General features: G+C 63.3%; 11 protein-coding genes and 1 tRNA gene. 1 reads left to right on the top strand and 11 read right to left on the bottom strand.

Annotation, left to right across the window (positions count from 1 at the left end):
* Positions 1-267: 267 nt before the first annotated feature.
* Both FHS48_RS06330 and FHS48_RS06325 read right to left on the bottom strand, forming a co-directional pair.
* On the bottom strand, positions 268-3180 hold the full coding sequence (locus FHS48_RS06330; protein ID WP_184262469.1) for a sensor domain-containing protein: 2913 nt from the start codon (positions 3178-3180) through the stop codon (positions 268-270).
* A gap of 263 nt (positions 3181-3443) precedes the next feature.
* Positions 3444-3519 (bottom strand) — tRNA-Thr (locus FHS48_RS06325).
* Positions 3520-3713: 194 nt separating this feature from the next.
* Between FHS48_RS06325 and gmhB the strand changes: the two genes are divergently transcribed.
* Entirely contained in the window at positions 3714-4280 is a 567-nt protein-coding gene (gmhB, locus tag FHS48_RS06320; protein WP_184262467.1) for a D-glycero-beta-D-manno-heptose 1,7-bisphosphate 7-phosphatase, read from the top strand.
* Here the strand turns inward: gmhB and FHS48_RS06315 are convergent.
* The 9 genes from FHS48_RS06315 to gpmI all read right to left on the bottom strand — a co-directional run bounded on the left by FHS48_RS06315 (position 4265) and on the right by gpmI (position 17092).
* Complete coding sequence (locus FHS48_RS06315) at positions 4265-5074, bottom strand: exodeoxyribonuclease III (RefSeq protein WP_260402380.1); 810 nt, start codon at positions 5072-5074, stop codon at positions 4265-4267. The two genes, gmhB and FHS48_RS06315, sit on opposite strands and share 16 nt — an antisense overlap.
* A 16-nt stretch (positions 5075-5090) precedes the next feature.
* Positions 5091-5789, bottom strand: coding sequence for a fumarylacetoacetate hydrolase family protein (locus FHS48_RS06310; RefSeq protein ID WP_184262463.1), 699 nt, complete (start codon positions 5787-5789; stop codon positions 5091-5093).
* 452 nt (positions 5790-6241) lie between these two features.
* Complete coding sequence (locus FHS48_RS06305; protein WP_184262461.1) at positions 6242-6910, bottom strand: LolA family protein; 669 nt, start codon at positions 6908-6910, stop codon at positions 6242-6244.
* Positions 6911-7083: 173 nt separating this feature from the next.
* A complete protein-coding gene (locus FHS48_RS06300; RefSeq protein ID WP_416046506.1) occupies positions 7084-9678 on the bottom strand; it encodes a DNA translocase FtsK 4TM domain-containing protein in 2595 nt (864 codons plus the stop codon).
* Positions 9679-9860: 182 nt separating this feature from the next.
* The gene (locus FHS48_RS06295) at positions 9861-10358 is read right to left on the bottom strand and encodes an RNA pyrophosphohydrolase (RefSeq protein ID WP_184262457.1); all 498 of its coding nucleotides are present in this window, start codon (positions 10356-10358) and stop codon (positions 9861-9863) included.
* A gap of 239 nt (positions 10359-10597) precedes the next feature.
* Positions 10598-12496 carry a divergent polysaccharide deacetylase family protein gene (locus tag FHS48_RS20410; protein ID WP_184262455.1) on the bottom strand — a complete coding sequence of 633 codons (1899 nt, stop codon included), beginning with the start codon at positions 12494-12496 and terminating at the stop codon, positions 10598-10600.
* A gap of 278 nt (positions 12497-12774) precedes the next feature.
* Complete coding sequence (locus FHS48_RS06285) at positions 12775-14169, bottom strand: S41 family peptidase (protein ID WP_184262454.1); 1395 nt, start codon at positions 14167-14169, stop codon at positions 12775-12777.
* 11 nt (positions 14170-14180) lie between these two features.
* The gene (locus tag FHS48_RS20405) at positions 14181-15389 is read right to left on the bottom strand and encodes a murein hydrolase activator EnvC family protein (protein WP_184262453.1); all 1209 of its coding nucleotides are present in this window, start codon (positions 15387-15389) and stop codon (positions 14181-14183) included.
* 131 nt (positions 15390-15520) lie between these two features.
* Positions 15521-17092 (bottom strand): 2,3-bisphosphoglycerate-independent phosphoglycerate mutase, encoded by a 1572-nt coding sequence (gene gpmI, locus FHS48_RS06275; RefSeq protein WP_184262452.1) that lies wholly within the window; start codon positions 17090-17092, stop codon positions 15521-15523.
* Between the last annotated feature and the right edge of the window lie 144 nt (positions 17093-17236).

The following is a 17236-nucleotide window of genomic DNA, read 5'->3' as shown; positions in this document are numbered from 1 at the left end:
GCACGGACGGACAGCGGCGTCAGCAGGAGACTCTCCGAAAGCACATGAAAATATCAGACTAATTCATTGTTTTATAAAAATTTTTATCGCACCTACAGAAGAAGGCGCCGACTTGGTGATCCCTCGGAAATCACCTACATTCGCAGATATCCACTGCGGTTCCGAAATGGCCGCAAGGAGAGGTCTTAGGAAAATACGCGAAATACGCGCACCCGCTCTGCCAGTAAGGCCGGTCAAGAGAATGATAGCCTGTTGATATTTAATGATTTATGAACCGACCTGCGGCGCACCCACAAAGACCGTCTGCAACAGTCCTGCGATCACCGCCCCGGCAACCGGGCGGGAAAACAGATAGCCCTGCCCCTGATCGCACCCTTCCTGACGCAGGAAGGCCCATTGTGCAGAGGTTTCAATCCCTTCCGCCACCACCGACAGACCCAGAGCCCGCGCCATGGCGATCACCGCCCGGACGATGGCCGCATCTTCCCCGCTGTGCGACACCCCATTGATGAAAGAGCGGTCAATCTTCAGATAGCGGATCGGAAACCGGCGGAGGACGGAAAGCGAGGAATATCCGGTGCCGAAGTCATCAATCGCGCAGAAAATTCCCATATCTTTCAATTGAGTAACAACAGAGATGGCCTGTGCGGGATCGGCCATCGCCGACGATTCCGTCAGTTCCAGCTCCAGAAGATCAGGGGAAACCTGCCATGTCTCCAGTGCGGAGCGGATCTGACCCAGCAGAAGCCTGCTGTTGTGGAACTGCCGCCCCGAAACGTTGACCGCCACCGGAACCGGTATCGCCCCCTGCGCCTGCCAATCCCGGATCCACCGGCAGGAATCCGTCATCACCTGCTCGCAAATCGCATCGATCAGGCCATATTCTTCAGCAATTTCAATAAATTCTGAGGGTGGCACCAACCCCCGGTCCGCCGTGGACCACCGCGCCAGCGCCTCCAGCCCGACAATTCTGCCGGTCGCGGTTTCCACCTTTGGCTGGAAATGGGCAATGAATTCCCCGGCATCCAGACCCCGGCGGATTTTCTGCCGCAGGGTCAGCATCTGGCTGGCCCGGCGGCCCAGTGCCTCTGTATAGATTTCCATGCCGCCCGGCCCCTGCGCCTTGGCCCGGTGCAGCGCCGCTTCGGCATGGCGGATCAGCGTGTCCGCGTCCAGCCCATCCCGGGGATAAACAGACACCCCGGAAGACAGCGACAGATCGAATTCCATTTCGCCAAGAAGCAGAGGCGTTTCAAAGGCTTCGGCAATTCGCGTCAGCAATGCTCCCAGCCCGTCCCGGTCTTTCAGGCCGGGGGCCAGAATCAGAAACTGGTCGCCACCGGTCCGGCAGACCAGCGCCCCCGACCCGGCCAGAGACTGAAGATGCACGGCGACCTGACGCAACACCTGATCCCCGACATCATGGCCGCAGGTGGTGTTAATCATGGTGAAGCGGTCCAGCCCCAACATCAGGACCGCAACCATACTACGATTGTGGTCGGCATCAGCGCGGGCGGCCGGAAAGCGATCCAGGAATAAAGCCCGGTTCCCCAGACGGGTCAGGGGGTCATAATAGGCGAGGAAGGTCAGCTCATCTTCCACCCGCTTGCGGTCGGTGACATCCAGCGCCACGCCATCCCACATCACCTGTCCGTCTTCCGTCACCCGGGGCGTCGCCAGAAACCGGACCCAGTGCCCGATCCCGCTGCGGGCCTGTAGGAAGAGATCCAGTTCCAGCGGATCAAAACGCTCGGCCGACTGTTCCAGCGCCTGCGTGAAGACCGCTGCCTGATCCGGCTCCATCAGGGACTGAAAAACCTGCGGATCCAGAACCAGATCATCCGGCAGGACCCCCAGAAGGTCCCGGCAGCCATCGCTGGCGTACACAAAACGGCCACCGCCCTTCCCCGGCACGGCCCGCATCTGGAACACCATGCCCTGTAGGTTCTCCGTGATGCTCAGCAGGCGGTGTTCCGTGGCATGCAGACGCGCCTCGGTCTCTTTGCGGTGGGTAATATCGCGGACAACCGCCACAAAAGTCCGCTGTCCGGCGGAAGAAACCTCAGAAACTGTCAACTCAACCGGAATCAGATGGCCATTCCGACGCTGCACGGTCATCTCATGCGGTCCCGCCCCGATAATCCAGCCCCCACCCCGCTCGATATGCCCGGCCAGCGCCTGCCGGTATTCCCCGGCCTGCGGATCCGGCATCAGGGAGAAAACGGACTGCCCCTGCAACGCCTCCTCCGGCAGACCAAAGACCCGGGCGGCGGCGACATTGATCAGTTCAATCGTCCCCAGATCATCAAAGGTCAGAATGCCGTCCGCTGCATGATCCATGATCATGCTCAGGCGCTGCTCGGCCAGCATCCGTTCGCTGACATCAATCAGCACGCAATCCCAGCGGATTTCTCCGGTTTCCATCCGCTCCGGCCGGGCCGTTCCTGACAGCCAGCGGATTTTGCCGTCGCGGGTCACCGCCCGGACGGTTTCGCTGTATGGAGTCAGATCAATCGCGGACCGGCGGATCCGGTCCATATACTCATCGCGGTCCGCCCAGTGCAGACAGCCAAGGCATCCGTCCGGAGTCACCCGCATTTCCGACGGGGCATAGCCCAGCGCATCGCGGACCCCCCCGGAAAAGAAAGGATACTCAATCCGTCCGTCCGGGTGCATGACCCGGTGGAACACCAGTCCCGGCAGGCCGGTAGCCAGCATACCAAGGCGGTCTTCCGCCGCAGCGCCGCCGGTCTGTTCCGGCCGGGCCGGATCCATGCCCTCAACCCGGCGCAGGGTGAATACACGGACCGCATCCTCCCCCCGGCCCTGCACCTGCACTGAGACGTCAAGGATTCCGGCTCCCCCGTCCTCCGCGCCCGGCAGCAGAACCGTTCCCCGGTCGGGATCGCCGGTCTTCCCGGCATCGTCCGCCGGAACGGCGGCAAGGGCGGACAGACTCTCCCGCTCAGAGGGCGGCAGCGCGTCAATCCGGCTTCCCAGAATCCGCGCCGGATCCACCCCCAGCAAACGCCCGGCCTGTGGATTGATCAGGGTGACGGTCCGGGTCGCATCAACCACCACCAGCCCGACAGACGCCACAACACCGGCAGCCTGAAAGATTTCAGCCGTACTGGCGTGCTTCAGAAAGTCTGCTGACCGGGAGGATAAGCCTGCACGCATTCCGCCCCCTTGTCCGGACCGGCCCACCATTCCGTGCCGGTCATCGTTCCCTGCCCATGTTCCTTTAAACCGGCTCCTGCCCCGGCTCCGGCTTTCCCGCAACCGGCTCGCCACTGAACGGAACATGCTCCGGGTCCGCGCATTTCGGCGGATTGGCGGAAATGGTACCCCTGCCCGGCCCCCGACACAATATGCGGAAGGCCATAAGCATTTCCCCTGAGTCTGTCAGGGGCTGATTCTTTTTCTGTACGTAAAAAGGGGGATGGTGCCGCAGAAGGGACTTGAACCCCCGACCCACGCATTACGAATGCGTTGCTCTACCAACTGAGCTACTGCGGCACACACAGGCGATGAAGCTTCATCGTCTTTCCATCCGGCCATCCCTTTGCTTGCAGAGGCAGACCGGACCGGCTAATCAAAGGCATCCCGTTCCCGGGCAGCCTTCAGGCCGGTGTGGCGCGCAAGATAGACGTGCGGATCCGGTTTTGCAAGCCCCGTTTGAAACACCCTTTTCAATCACCGGATCTGCTTTCATGACCGCCTCCGCCCCCTTTCCCAGCCATCGGTATGTGCTGCTCGACCGCGACGGCACCATCAACGTCGATACCCATTATCTGTCTGATCCGGATGAGCTGCGACTCGAGACCGACGCGGTGGCAGGCCTCTGCCTGCTGCGCGATATGGGGTTCCGCTTTGCCGTGCTGACCAACCAGTCCGGCATTGCCCGCGGTTACTTCACCCGGGCCCGTCTGGAGGAAATCCACGACCGGCTGACGGCCCTGCTGGCGGAACAGGGGATCACCCTCGACGGGTATTTCATCTGCCCCCACGGCCCGGATGAAGACTGCCCCTGCCGCAAACCGCTGCCCGGTCTGGGCGAACAGGCCCGGCAGGCCCTGGGGTTTGATCCCCGGCAGGCGTGGATGATCGGGGATAAAGACGCAGACATCGGGCTGGGTCAGGCGCTGGGGGCAAAGACCGTTCTGGTCCGCACCGGCAAGGGCGCCAAAACAGAAGCGGCCGGGACCTGCACCCCGACCCTGATCGCCGACACTCTGGCCGATGCAGCCCGGCAGATCGCCGCCTACGAACAGGCCTGATCCCCGGACCGGTACAGATCCAGCAGCACCGGCGCGTGATCCGACGGCGGGGCCCAGTCCCGCCCGTCGGACAGCACCTGATATCCCGCCAGCTGCGGCTTCAGGGCCGGGGTCACCCAGACATGATCCAGACGGCGCCCCTTGTCCGCCGCCCGCCAGTCGGCGGCACGGTAGCTCCACCATGTGGAAATCCGGGTGTCCGGCGGGATAAACTCCCGCGCGGCATCAACCCAGCCGCTGCTGGCCTGTAGCCGGTGCAGGTGGTCCACCTCCACCGGCGTATGGGTGATGATCCGCAGCATCCTGCGGTGATTCCATACATCCGACGGCAGGGGGGCCACGTTGAAATCCCCCATCAGCACCGCCGGATCCTCCGGAGAATGCAGCGCCCGCAGCCCCTCTGCCACCGCCGACAGATACCCAAGCTTGTAAGCGAATTTTGGATTCACCGCCGGATCGGGCTCATCCCCCCCGGCGGGAATGTACAGGGAATGAACCGTCAGCCCGGCAACACGGGCCGAGATATGGCGGCAATCCTGCTTTCCCCCCCAGTCATGGACACGGATCTCCTGCAAGGGATGGCGGGACAGGATCGCCACGCCATTGTACCCCTTCATTCCGGCCACCGCCTGATGCGGATAGCCAAAGGCGGCACAGTCTACCGCCGGGAACAGCGGGTCAGGGCATTTGGTTTCCTGAAGACAGATCACATCCGGCGCGGCCTCCTGCACCAGCCGCTGTAACAGCGGCAGGCGCAGCCGGACCGAATTGATATTCCATGAACACAGGCGCAGCACCGGCCCGGCCCCGTCAGGCCAGCCGGAATTCAAGGGCCGGAAGCCCTTCGACCTCAGCCCGGACCGCATCCCCCGGCACCAGCGCCGCAACGCCTTCCGGCGTTCCGGTAAAGATCAGGTCCCCGGCCGCCAGTTCCACCAGCTGTGACAGATGGGCGATGATCTCCAGCGGCGACAGGATCATCTCCTCCAGCGCCCCGTCCTGACGGACAACGCCGTTCACCGACAGCCGGATCCGGCTGCTGGCGGGCAGGACCTGATCCAGCGGAGCCGACAGCGGCAGCAGCGCCGCCAGCGGTGCCGACCGGTCAAACCCCTTGGCCATATCCCACGGACGGCCCGCCTTCTTGGCTTCGGCCTGAAGGTCCCGCCGGGTCAGATCGACGCCGACCCCGACACCATACAGGGTTTCCGCCGCCTGCTCCGGCGACAGGGCACTGCCGCCGGACTTCAGGGCCAGCACCAGCTCCACCTCGTGGTGCAGATCCGACGTTGCCACCGGAAACGGCAGGGTTGCCCCGGACGGAACAACGGCATCCGCAGGCTTGCAGAAAAAGAACGGGGCTTCTTTGGTCGGGTCCCCACCCATTTCCCGGGCATGGGCGGCATAGTTGCGCCCGACACAGAAAATGCGGCGCACCGGAAAGACAGCGTCCAGCCCGGACACAGCCACGGTGACGGCGGGCGGCGGAGCAAAAACAGTGGAGGTCATGGCAGGCAGATCCTGTGCTGGGCGGCGGACAAAGACTCAATGGTCCTTGGTTTTCGCACAGTTCGTCAGCCGGTTGAAGAGGGTAGCCCTGACAGGAAGGCCCCGGAGGTCGGGCTGAAAAAACGGAACGCCCGGTCAGGGGGGGACCGGGCGTTCGGCTCCGTTAGGAGCACCGGAAAGCGGTAGGGGAAACCGTTTCCGGGGAAGGACAGGCATTTCGCACTGTCCGTGTCGGGATTTGATTTAAGTCAAAATTGTCTGATCCGCCACATCAACATCAGCATGTCAGACATGCGACAAACGCATGACGGTTGCATTATAGAGGAAGATACTCATCCATAGATCCCCGGGCCGGAGGCAGATCAGCCATCCCCTGTGCGGTCTGGCACCTTCAACATCCTGTTTTCCCCGGATTTTTCTTCCAGACGGGGATATCCGCCCCGGACAGCGCCTTAGCGGTTGTCGCCGGGAAGATCGGTGTAGACGAACAGCTCATTCTTAAAGGTCACGGCGGTTTTTGCATCAAACAGCGACACCATGGTCTCGATGCCCTGCGCATCAGTCACCCGCCACTGCCGCAGCTCGAAGGGGGCATCGGCAAACACCAGCGTCAGTTTCCCGGCAGCGGGATCGGATGCCATCACCACATCCACCTCATTCACCCCTTTTGCCCGGCGGACACCGGTCAGGATGATATCGGGGTCAGAGAAACGGACATTGTCGCGCAGCAGAATTCCGGCCGGAGTCGAATCCAGCGGCAGATGCGTCACCTGTCCGCTGTCTTTATCGACGTAAATCAGCCAGGTCCCGTCGGCGATGATCTTCACCTGCGACGGCGGATCATAGGACAGATTCATTTTACCCGGGCGCTTGATCGCCACCATCCCTTCCAGCGAAGAGCCGGAAGAGGTGATCTGAAGGATGCGGGCCTGAAGGGTTTTCAGGCCGGACATATAGGTTTCTGCGGTCTTCAGAAAGGCTTTGTCCTCGGCCGTCGGCGCATAGGCCGCAGGGCCACCCTGTGCGGCTGCCTGCGCCGTCGGCGGCAACAGGGCAGCGCCCCCGGCCAGCAGGGACATCGCCAGAACAGCAGTGGACAACAGGGTGCGGCGCGACAGCATGGGCAGGCACTTCCAGAAAAATACAGACAGAAAAAAGACGGACGGAGACAGGACGGTTCCCCGACGGTGTTACCGTGACCGCCGGGCCGGGTCATGTCTTTTTTCCCGACGGTCACACTCCTAAGGGGCGATCATGGCCAAACCATGACCGTCATCTCCCCCCGGACGGGTGATCAGAACCCGTCCTGCGGGGGCGGCAGCAGAACCTCCCGCTTTCCGGCGGAATTGGCCCGGGAAATCATCCCGTCCTTTTCCATCCGCTCTACCAGACGGGCGGCCCGGTTATAGCCGATCTGAAGGTGCCGCTGAATAAAACTGGTGGAGACCTTGCGTTCGCGGGCAATCAGGGCCACGGCCTGATCAAACAGCGCGTCCCCCCCGGCCCCGTCATCGGCACCGCCGCCGGTCAGCATGTCCAGAATGCTGGAGCCGCCCTGCTCCTCCTCGTCAATCACCGCCTCGATATACTCCGGCGTCCCCTGATCGCGCAGGAAGGAGGCAACGTCCTCCACTTCCTGATCGGAGACGAAGGGGCCATGGACGCGGCTGATCCGCCCACCGGCGGCCATATAGAGCATATCGCCCTGCCCCAGAAGCTGTTCCGCCCCCTGTTCGCCCAGAATGGTGCGGCTGTCGATCTTGCTGGTGACCTGGAAGGAAATCCGGGTCGGGAAATTGGCCTTGATGGTGCCGGTGATAACATCAACGCTCGGGCGCTGGGTCGCCATGATCAGATGGATCCCCGCCGCCCGGGCCATCTGGGCCAGACGCTGGATTGCAGCTTCGACATCCTTTCCGGCGACCAGCATCAGGTCAGCCATTTCATCGACGATCACCACAATGAACGGCAGCGGGGTCATGTCCAGCTGCTGTTCCTCGAACTCCGGCTTCCCGGTTTCCGGGTCGAAGCCGGTCTGCACCAGACGGGTCAGGGTCTGCCCTTTGGCACTGGAGTCGCGCAGCTTCTGATTATACCCGGCAATATTCCGCACCCCCATCTGGCTCATCGCCCGATAGCGGCTTTCCATTTCCTTGACCGCCCATTTCAGGGCGACGACGGCCTTCCCGGGATCGGTGACCACCGGGGTCAACAGGTGGGGAATCCCGTCATAGACGCTCAGTTCAAGCATCTTGGGGTCAATCATGATGAAGCGGCAGTCCGCCGGACTGAGGCGGAACAGCAGCGAACAGATCATGGTGTTGACCGCCACCGACTTCCCGGAACCGGTGGTTCCGGCAATCAGCAGATGCGGCATCCGCGCCAGATCGACATAAACCGGCGTCCCGCCAATATCGCGGCCAAGGGCCAGCGTCAGCGTCCCCGGCTGGCGCGGCATCTCTCCGGCGGCCAGAAGTCCGCGGAAGTTGACCATCTCCCGCTTGCCGTTCGGCAGTTCGATCCCGATTGTCGACTTCCCCGGCACCACGGCAATACGGACGCTGATCGCACTCATCGAACGGGCAATATCATCCGCCAGCCCGACAACCCGGCTGGTTTTCGTGCCCGGGGCCGGTTCCAGTTCATACAGGGTCACCACCGGGCCGGGGCGGACCTCGACAATCCGGCCATTGACGCCAAAATCATCCAGAACCCCCTCCAGCAGCCGGGCATTCTGGGTCAGGGCATCCTCATTGAAGGCAGAGATCCCGGTGCCCTTCAGCGGCTGAAGCAGATCCAGCGGCGGCAGACGGAACGGAACTCCGCCCTCTTCCGGCAGCAGCGAACTCTGGCGGGCCGCCAGCTCTTTCCGCGAGGCTGGCCTGGCCGGAGCAGGCGGCGGCGGAGCTGTAATCACCGGCTCGGGCCGGGGCGGCTCAGTCTCAGACGTCTCGCGGCGCGGTGTGCTTTTTTCGGTCCCTTTGGCCGTTCTGGGTGTCTTCCCCTGTGTCGGCCCCTGTGCCGGACCAACCGGAGCGGCCGGGGTCTGGCCTTCTTCCCCCTGCGCCAGCGGGGCAGGGTCCGTCAGACCGGTATCCGTTGCCGACAGAATCGGATCGCGGCGCTCAACGCCTTCTGCCCCTGCATCGCCACGGCGCAGGGTTTCCATCAGTTTCCGGCCCACCCGCCAATGACGGTGCTCCGCCCCTCTCTCCGGTTCCGGTCCAGAAGCGTCAGAGTCCTCCGCCCCATAGGCCTCCGGCGCGGTTTCCTCCGCCGGGTGACGGTCCCAGTCCTGCTCCGGACGGCGGACGTGGATCAGGCCAAAGAGGCGCCCAATCGCCCGCCATTCCCGCCAGCGCAGCATGGCAACCCACAGATACAGCACCAGCCCGAGAGCACCGGCCCCGATCTGCGCCAGCGGAATCAAAGACGGCGAGAGACCGTGATCCCGGACCACAAGGCGGAGGGTATTGATCAGCATGGTACCGCTGACACCGCCCAGCCCGACAGGAGCAATCCAGAACGCCGGAGGCGAGAACAGCAGCGCTGTAGCGCTGGCCAGAATCATCGCGATGACCAACACCACCAGACGCAGCCAGATCCAGCGGACCGGAGAGGCCAGCAGCAGCCGGAAGCCCCAGAAAATCAGCAGCGCCAGAGGGGCCAGAGCCAGCAGGCCAAACCCCTGAAACAGGGCATCGGCCGCCACCGCCCCCGGCAATCCCAGCAGGTTATCCACCTGCTTGGGGCCGGCCGTATTCAGGGATGGATCCGACGGGGAATAGGCCCACAGGGCCACGGCGAGAACGCCGGACAGCAGAATCAGCGCAAGGCCGATCAGACGGCGGCACAGCCGGATCAATGCCTCTTTTGCCTCGGGCGGCAAAAGGCGGGTCCGGTCTGGGGCGGCGGGGCGGGGGCGGGTGGATTTCCGTGTGGACATGGGCGGCACTATAAACAGAACAAACCGGGGACGGAATGCCCCCCGTCACAGAAAACCTGCCGCCACACACTCTTCGTGCAGAAGGCTGCGGCAGCGGGCGGTCCGCCCCTTGGGAAACGACCGGATCAGGCTGACAGAAGCGGCCCGAAGCGGTCACAGATCTGCTGATAGATATCGCGCTTGAACGGCACGATCAGCCGCGGAACATCGGCCAGCGGCACCCACTGCCAGGCGTTAAATTCCGGGTGTTCCGTTTCCAGCGTGATATCGCTGTCCTGACCGGTGAACCGCATCAGGAACCACTTCTGCATCTGCCCGCGATAGCGGCCCTTCCAGACCTTTCCGACCAGATCCGCCGGAAGATCGTAATAGAGCCAGTCATCGGTCTCAGCCAGCAGGTCTGCCGCGTTGGTGCCGATTTCTTCCAGCAGCTCGCGCCGGGCGGCATCCCGGGGATTTTCCCCCGAGTCGATTCCTCCCTGCGGCATTTGCCAGGCATCCTGATCCGTATCAATCCGCCGGGCGACAAAAACCTTGTTGTCGGCATTGACCAGCATAATCCCGGCACAGGGACGATACGGCAGGGACGAGAGATCAACCGGCGGAACAGACGGACGGGACATGATCATTCCTGACATCAGTACGGGTTTGCGATTGAGACCGCTCCGCCCCCTTAAACAGACCCCGTCGGAGAATGGACGGACTCCATACGGCCGAAACAGGGCAGCCGGAACAGGCTCAGGACCGGGCCGGGTGGCCCCCAAGCCAGACATCCCGGGGGAGACAGAGGCAGAACTCTAGCGGACTTTCCTGCCCGGACCAAGGCCATGCGGTCACGGCACAGGGGATCCGGGGCACTCCGTCAGCCTGACGGCATCCCGGTCACACCGGAAACCGGAGCAAACACAACCCCCTGCCCCTGCAAGGTGGCCATCCACGCCAGAAGCCGGTCATAGGCCAGCGGCGAAGGATTACTGACACCGATCGCGGTTCCGCGCTGTTTGGCAACCGTCACCAGATAGGACAGGCGGGCATCAAAGGCATCGCGGAAGGGGCGTTCGTCCACCATCACGATGTTCTGCACCACCGGGACCGAAATCCCCCGCATATCCCCCAGCCCCTTCGGGCTGGCCGTATGCACGTACATCAGCCCGTACTTGCTCAGGGCTTCCAGCAGCGGCCGCATATGCACCGGGGAGGCCCCGAACTTACCGCCCATCCGCCCCAGAAGGCCGACATAGCCGGTGGTCTTGCCCAGAATCGTCTCCAGCCGGGTCAGATTGTCAATCTGCGGCAGGATGGTCAGCAGGCCCAGCGGTCCGGGGTCCTGATTCGGGAAGTTTTCCGGTTCCAGCGGCAGTTCCAGCATCACTTCGTGACCATGGGCCCGCGCCTTCTTCACCAGCTCATCCAGCCGGGGCGAATATGGGGAAAAGGCGAGCGTCACTTCCGGCGGCAGCTTCAGGATCGCGGCATCCGTGGCATCGGGGTTCATCCCAAGGCCACCGATGATCACCGCAATGCGCGGAGCCGCAGCAGGCAACGGGGCCTGTGCCTTGAACGGGCGGGCATAGACCTGCCACGAGGCACGGCCATCCTTGCCCAGAATCGGCAGGATCCCCAGCGGGCTGCGCTTGGCCAGATCCGGATCCGGTGCCTCTTTCAGCGGGGCGGGCGGGGTCTTCAGCTCCGGCAGGGCCGCATAGCTGGGGGGCTTGGTTCCAGTGGTGCGCAGGGTCGGTCCCAGCGGGTCAACCAGCATCGGCAGGGAGGCCATCGGATCGACGACCTTCGGCTTTCCGGCAGCGGGATCCGCCGGGGCCGCCGCCGTTTCCGCCGGTTTCTCCGGCTGGGCCGCCGGAGCGGACTGCTCGGCAGGTGCCGGAGTCGCAGCAGCCGGATCCGCCCCCTCCTGCCCCTGCGCCAGCCATGGCCGACGCGAAGGCGATTTTTCCGTCCCCAGCGCGGCCCCGGTCTCGGCCTTTGCCTGCAGGGGAGATTTCGGCGGCGGCGGCATCGCCATGGTGACCCGGGTCCCGGAGACAACCGCCTCTGACGGCGGTACCGAAATCGGCACACCCTTCTCGTTCAGAACGGTCAGGCCTTCCGCCACCCAAGGCTCAGGCTCCGACGGGGAGCCGAACAGCCACCAGACACCCCCGGCAAGGGCGATCAACAGGGCAGCGGTTGACACCACACCGACCACCGAACGGCGGCGGCGGCGCTTCTGATAGGCATCATCCGCCGCATCCGTGGCAAACGGATCATCCGGCGGTGCCCCATCCAATCCCGGGAAATCGTCTTCAGCCCCGGCATAAGCCGCAGGCTCATCGAGTCCCCGCAGGGTCGGCTCTTCCCGGGTGGAGAACGGATCATTCGCCGCAGCGGCAGCAGGGGCGGCCCCCATCACCGGAACCGCAGGCTCCGGCCGTTCAATCACCGGAGGCGGCAGGGCTTCCAGTTCAGACGCGATCAGGGCCAGCAGGGTCGGGTTATCAAAAGGATCAGCCGCCTGTGCCGACGCCCCCTTCGACTTAAACCCCGGCAGCTTCGCCACCAATGGCTTCAGGAAGGCCAGCGGAGCAGACGTCGGCTGTTTTTTGCCGGAGCCGCCTTTTCCGGAACCGCCCTTCTTGGTCGGCTTGGCGGAGCGGGCCGATTTTTTCTCCTCCTCGGGCGCGAACGAGTCGTCATCGTCAGCATCGTAGGCAGACGAATCCTTCTGTTTGCGCTTCAGCAAGGATTTAAGAGAAAAAGCCACCCTGCTCCCCTGTATCCAGAAACCCGTCGCCTGTTTATGACCCGGATCCGGGCCCGCCCTCTCCGGTGGGCTTTTTCTGTCCGGAGACCTGACGGTCCACACGCAGACCGTCAGGTCTCCGGACGCACTATCGCCCGAACTATGCAGAACGGCCCGTTAAAGAAGCGTTAGGGCACTATAATCCGCACCACCTGCGACGGCGATGAAAAACATGCCAATAAGCCTATACAATAAAAAGAGAAGCCCGCACAGGCGGGCTTCTCTCTTTCCACAGGATCTTACTGAACGCTGGTCTGGCGTTCGCGGAAGATCGCCACACCGCGCAGAATGTCCAGCGCCCGGGACAGCTGATAATCCTCAGCCTTGCCATCGGCGGCGGAGGCCGGAGTCACATCGACCCCATCCTCACCCGCATCCGGGGCAGCCTTGCTGTCCTTCGGCTTCTTATCCGCGTCTTTCTTGTCCGCCGGAGCATTCGGATTCTTCAGGGCGTTCGGCAGATCAGCCTCCGCCCGGCGGCGCTGTTCCCCGGCACCGTCGGCAACCTTCAGCTGACGGACCTCGATATCCGGTTCAATCCCGACCGCCTGAATCGAGCGGCCCGACGGCGTATAATAGCGCGCCGTGGTCAGGCGCATTGCCCCATGACCGGCCAGCGGAATAATGGTCTGGACCGAGCCCTTGCCGAAGCTCTTGGTGCCGACGATGATCGCCCGGTGATGGTCCTGCAAGGCACCGGCAACGATTTCCGACGCCGAGGCCGACCCATCGTTGATCAGCACCACCAGCGGCAGGCCGTCGGTCAGATCGCCCTTCCGGGCATTATACCGCTGGGTATCCTCAGCATTCCGGGACCGGGTCGAAACAATTTCCCCGGCATCAAGGAAGGCATCAGAGACCGAAATCGCCTGATCCAGCAGACCACCCGGGTTGTTGCGCAGATCCAGCACAAAGCCGTGCAGCTTATCGGTGCCGATTTCCTTGCGCAGCTTTTCGATCCCGTCCTTCAGGCCATCATAGGTCTTTTCGTTGAAGGCGGTCAGGCGGATGTAGCCGATATCCCCTTCGCGGTGCCAGCGGGCCGACTTGATCTGAATGACATCGCGGGTCAGGTTGACGTCAAACGGCTGCTTGCCATCCCGGCGGATGGTCAGCTTGATCACCGTGCCGATCTTGCCGCGCATCTGTTCCACCGCATCCTGAAGGCTGAGGCCGAGCACCGGCTTGCCGTCGAGATGGGAGATCAGATCGCCCGGCTGCAATCCGGCGCGGAAGGCCGGAGTGTCGTCGATCGGCGAAACGACCTTCACCAGACCGTTTTCCATCGACACCTCAATCCCCAGACCACCGAACTCGCCCTTGGTCTGGACCTGCATGTCCTTGTAGTTTTCCGCATTCAGGTAGGACGAATGCGGATCAAGGCTGCTGAGCATGCCGTTGATCGCCGCTTCGATCAGCTGCTGATCGGTCACCGGCTCAACGTAGTCCCGGCGGACCCGTTCAAAGACATTCCCGAACAGATCGAGCAGACGGTAAATGTCTTCGTTCGAGCTGGCTTCGGTTCCCTTGGTCTCGGCCAGTGCCGGCGCAGACACCGTGGTTTGAAACGCAACCCCCGCCCCGAAGGAGAGAGCCGCCACGGCACACGCCGCAATCAGAGACTTCCGCATCATGTTCGCAGTATTCAACCTTTGCGAGCCGTTAGCCAAGGCAGGGGATTCACCGCCTGTCCGTCCTGACGCACTTCGACATAAAGGGCCGGATCTTCTGACGATCCCATAACCCCGACCGGTTCGCCAGCCTTTAAACGCTGCCCCACCGTTACGTCGATCCGCCCCATTCCGGACAGAAGCGTATGATATCCCCCGCGATGTTCGATGATCAAGAGCAGCCCATACCCCCGGAACGGGCCGGAGAAGGCCACGGTCCCGGAAACCGGGGCAACAATCTGCGCCGCAGAGCGGGTCCGGATGACCACACCCTTTGACGTTCCGCCTTCCACTGTGTCGCCATAGCGGGTCACCAGTGTGCCGCGGGCCGGCAGCCCGGCGCCGGACACTTCCTCTGCCCGCTCGGCCGGAACCGGCTTTTCCGGGGCCTTCGGTTTTCCCAAGGCGGCCAGACGGTTCGCTTCCGCTTCTTTTGCCTGCCGTTCCGCTTCCTGTCGGCGGCGCTCTTCGTCCTCGCGCTGCTTCCGTTCCACTTCCAGACGGGCCATCAGCTCCCGCAGGGAACTGGCATCCTTCGCCAGCGCCGCCGCCCGGTCAGCCGCCGCCTGCCGCTCCTTATCCGTCAGCTTGACCAAGGCCGCCTTCCGCTCAAACAGCTTGCTCAGCTTGTCGTTCTGGCGGTCAAGGCGGGTGGAGGTTTCGCCGATCTCCTTCCGGCGGCTGACGATTTCCTGCCGGACCTGTGCCAGCTTCTGGATTTCCTCCCGCAGGGCCGCCGCCCGGTCTTTCAGGGCCGGAATGGCGGAGCGCAGCAGAATCGCACTGCGCAGGGTCTCGTCAGGATCCCCCGGCTGCACCAGTACGGTCTCCGGCGGGCGGATCGCCAGACGTTCCAGCCCGGTCAGCACCTGAAGCATGGTCTGATCCTGCGTGCTGAGCTGGCTTTTCAGCGCCGCCTCCCGCTTACGCAGATCCGCCACTTTTGTTTCGAGACCGGAAAGCTGTTCCTCATAATCCTGCGAGGAGCGGGCCGCCTTCACGATGTCATCGCGCAGGCTGTCCAGCTCCTTTTGCAGGTTTTCTGCCTTTTCCTGAAGCTGCCGTTCTTTTTCCCGGCTTTCCTCAAGCTGCTTTTCGACCTTCTTCAGCTCCTGATCCGGGGCTTTCGGCGTTTGCGCCATCGCCGGACCAAACTGGAGGGAAACCCCAAGCGCCACCGACACCAGCCACAGGGCCGCCGGACGGCAGAGGGAACCCGTCCGGAGGAACGGCCGATGCCGTTCCCTCCGGGAGGCGTTCCCTGCCCTGCCCCGAACTGTCGTGCCCCCGTGCCGGAGTCGTTGCACTGCCGGTCTTACTCCGCTGCCTGACGCAGGGACGACACGCCGCCCAGCAGGGAGGCCCCGGTCATTTCCCCCGGCTGCGGCAGCCCCATCAGGGCCAGCATGGTCGGGGCCAGATCGGCCAGACGGCCATCCCCCAGAGAGGTCACCCCGGCCGGACCGTTGACCAGAACGGCGTGAACCTTCCCGACCGTATGCTGGGTATAGGGCTCCCCGGTTTCCGGATCCTTCATCAGCTCCGCATTGCCGTGATCCGCCGTCACCAGCATGACGCCGCCAACGTCCTTCAGGGCGGCTTCCAGCCGGGTCAGGCAGCCATCAATGGTCTCCGCCGCCTTAACCGCCGCCGCCATAATACCGGTATGACCGACCATATCGCCGTTGGCAAAGTTAACGACGATCAGGTCAAAGGCCTGATCCCGGATCGCCTTTTCCAGATGGTCGGTGACCTCCGCCGCCGACATTTCCGGCTGGAGGTCATAAGTTGCCACCTTCGGGCTGGGCACCAGAATCCGTTTCTCGCCCGGATAGACTGTCTCTTCCCCACCGTTCAGGAAGAACGTGACGTGGGCATATTTTTCGGTTTCAGCGATCCGCAGCTGGGTCAGGCCCGCCTTGGACACCACCTCACCCAGAATACCGCTGAGAGTTTCCGGCTCGAACAGTGTGTCCAGCCACTGGGTATGGGCCTTGGAATATTCCACCAGACCCAGTGCCTTGGCAAACGGCACCACCTTCGAGCGGGCAAAACCGTCGAAATCCGCATCCAGCAGGGCCTGCGTGATTTCCCGCGCCCGGTCCGCCCGGAAATTGGCCATCAGCAGGCCATCGCCGGTCTTCATGCCTTCGAAACCGCCGATCACGGTCGGCAGCACGAATTCATCAGTCTTTTCGGCGGCGTAAGACGCCTCCATGGCGGCAATCGCGTTGGGGGCTTCCTGCCCCTTGCCGGACACCAGCGCATCATAGGCCAGCTGCACCCGGTCCCAGCGCTTATCGCGGTCCATGGCGTAGTAGCGGCCGGAGACGGTGGCAACCTTCAGCTTCGGCAGATCCCGGGTCGCTTTCAGGAAGTCCTCCAGATACCCCTTGCCGGACTTGGGCGCCGTATCGCGGCCATCCATGAAGGCGTGGACGCAGACCGGAATACCGTGGGCATTCAGGGCCGCCGCCAGCGCCGCCATCTGATCCTGATGGCTGTGCACGCCGCCGGGGCTGAGAAGCCCCATCAGGTGGACGGAGCCGCCGCTGGCCTTCATTGCCGCGACAAAGGACTGGAAAGTGGCGATCGTTTCAAGCCCGCCCGCGGCCAGACAGGCATCAATGCGCGGCAGATCCTGCATCACCACCCGGCCGGCACCGATGTTCATATGCCCGACTTCAGAATTGCCCATCTGCCCACCCGGCAAACCGACATCCAGCCCTGACGTCTCAATCAGGCTGTTGGGATACTGTTGCAGCAGCCGGTCCCAGGTCGGGGTGTTGGCCTGCGCAATGGCGTTGTCTTCGGTCTCAGGGCGGTATCCCCAGCCGTCAAGGATACACAGGACGGCGGGCTTCGGGCGGTTGGACACAGCAGTCATGGCAGCAGACACAGCTCCGGGGCGGAACAAGGGGACAGAAGGATCCCCTGACTATACGGTCTCGCTGCCGAAAAGCGAAGGCGGCAAACGCAGGAAAATCGACGGAAACCGCCCTGTCCGGCCAGCCTGCCCCCGTTGCCGGGG

The sequence above is a fragment of the Novispirillum itersonii genome (genome assembly GCF_014205675.1).
Classification (GTDB): Bacteria; Pseudomonadota; Alphaproteobacteria; order Rhodospirillales; family Rhodospirillaceae; genus Novispirillum; species Novispirillum itersonii_A.
This window is presented reverse-complemented; position numbering and strand designations above follow the sequence as displayed.

What these genes read in the sequence shown, in the direction of transcription:
- FHS48_RS06295 (WP_184262457.1), bottom strand. Translation starts at nt 10,358, where the DNA reads ATGTCCCGTCCGTCTGTTCCGCCGGTTGATCTCTCGTCCCTGCCGTAT.
- gpmI (WP_184262452.1), bottom strand. Translation starts at nt 17,092, where the DNA reads ATGACTGCTGTGTCCAACCGCCCGAAGCCCGCCGTCCTGTGTATCCTT.
- gmhB (WP_184262467.1), top strand. Translation starts at nt 3,714, where the DNA reads ATGACCGCCTCCGCCCCCTTTCCCAGCCATCGGTATGTGCTGCTCGAC.
- FHS48_RS06330 (WP_184262469.1), bottom strand. Translation starts at nt 3,180, where the DNA reads ATGCGTGCAGGCTTATCCTCCCGGTCAGCAGACTTTCTGAAGCACGCC.
- FHS48_RS06285 (WP_184262454.1), bottom strand. Translation starts at nt 14,169, where the DNA reads ATGATGCGGAAGTCTCTGATTGCGGCGTGTGCCGTGGCGGCTCTCTCC.
- FHS48_RS06310 (WP_184262463.1), bottom strand. Translation starts at nt 5,789, where the DNA reads ATGACCTCCACTGTTTTTGCTCCGCCGCCCGCCGTCACCGTGGCTGTG.
- FHS48_RS06305 (WP_184262461.1), bottom strand. Translation starts at nt 6,910, where the DNA reads ATGCTGTCGCGCCGCACCCTGTTGTCCACTGCTGTTCTGGCGATGTCC.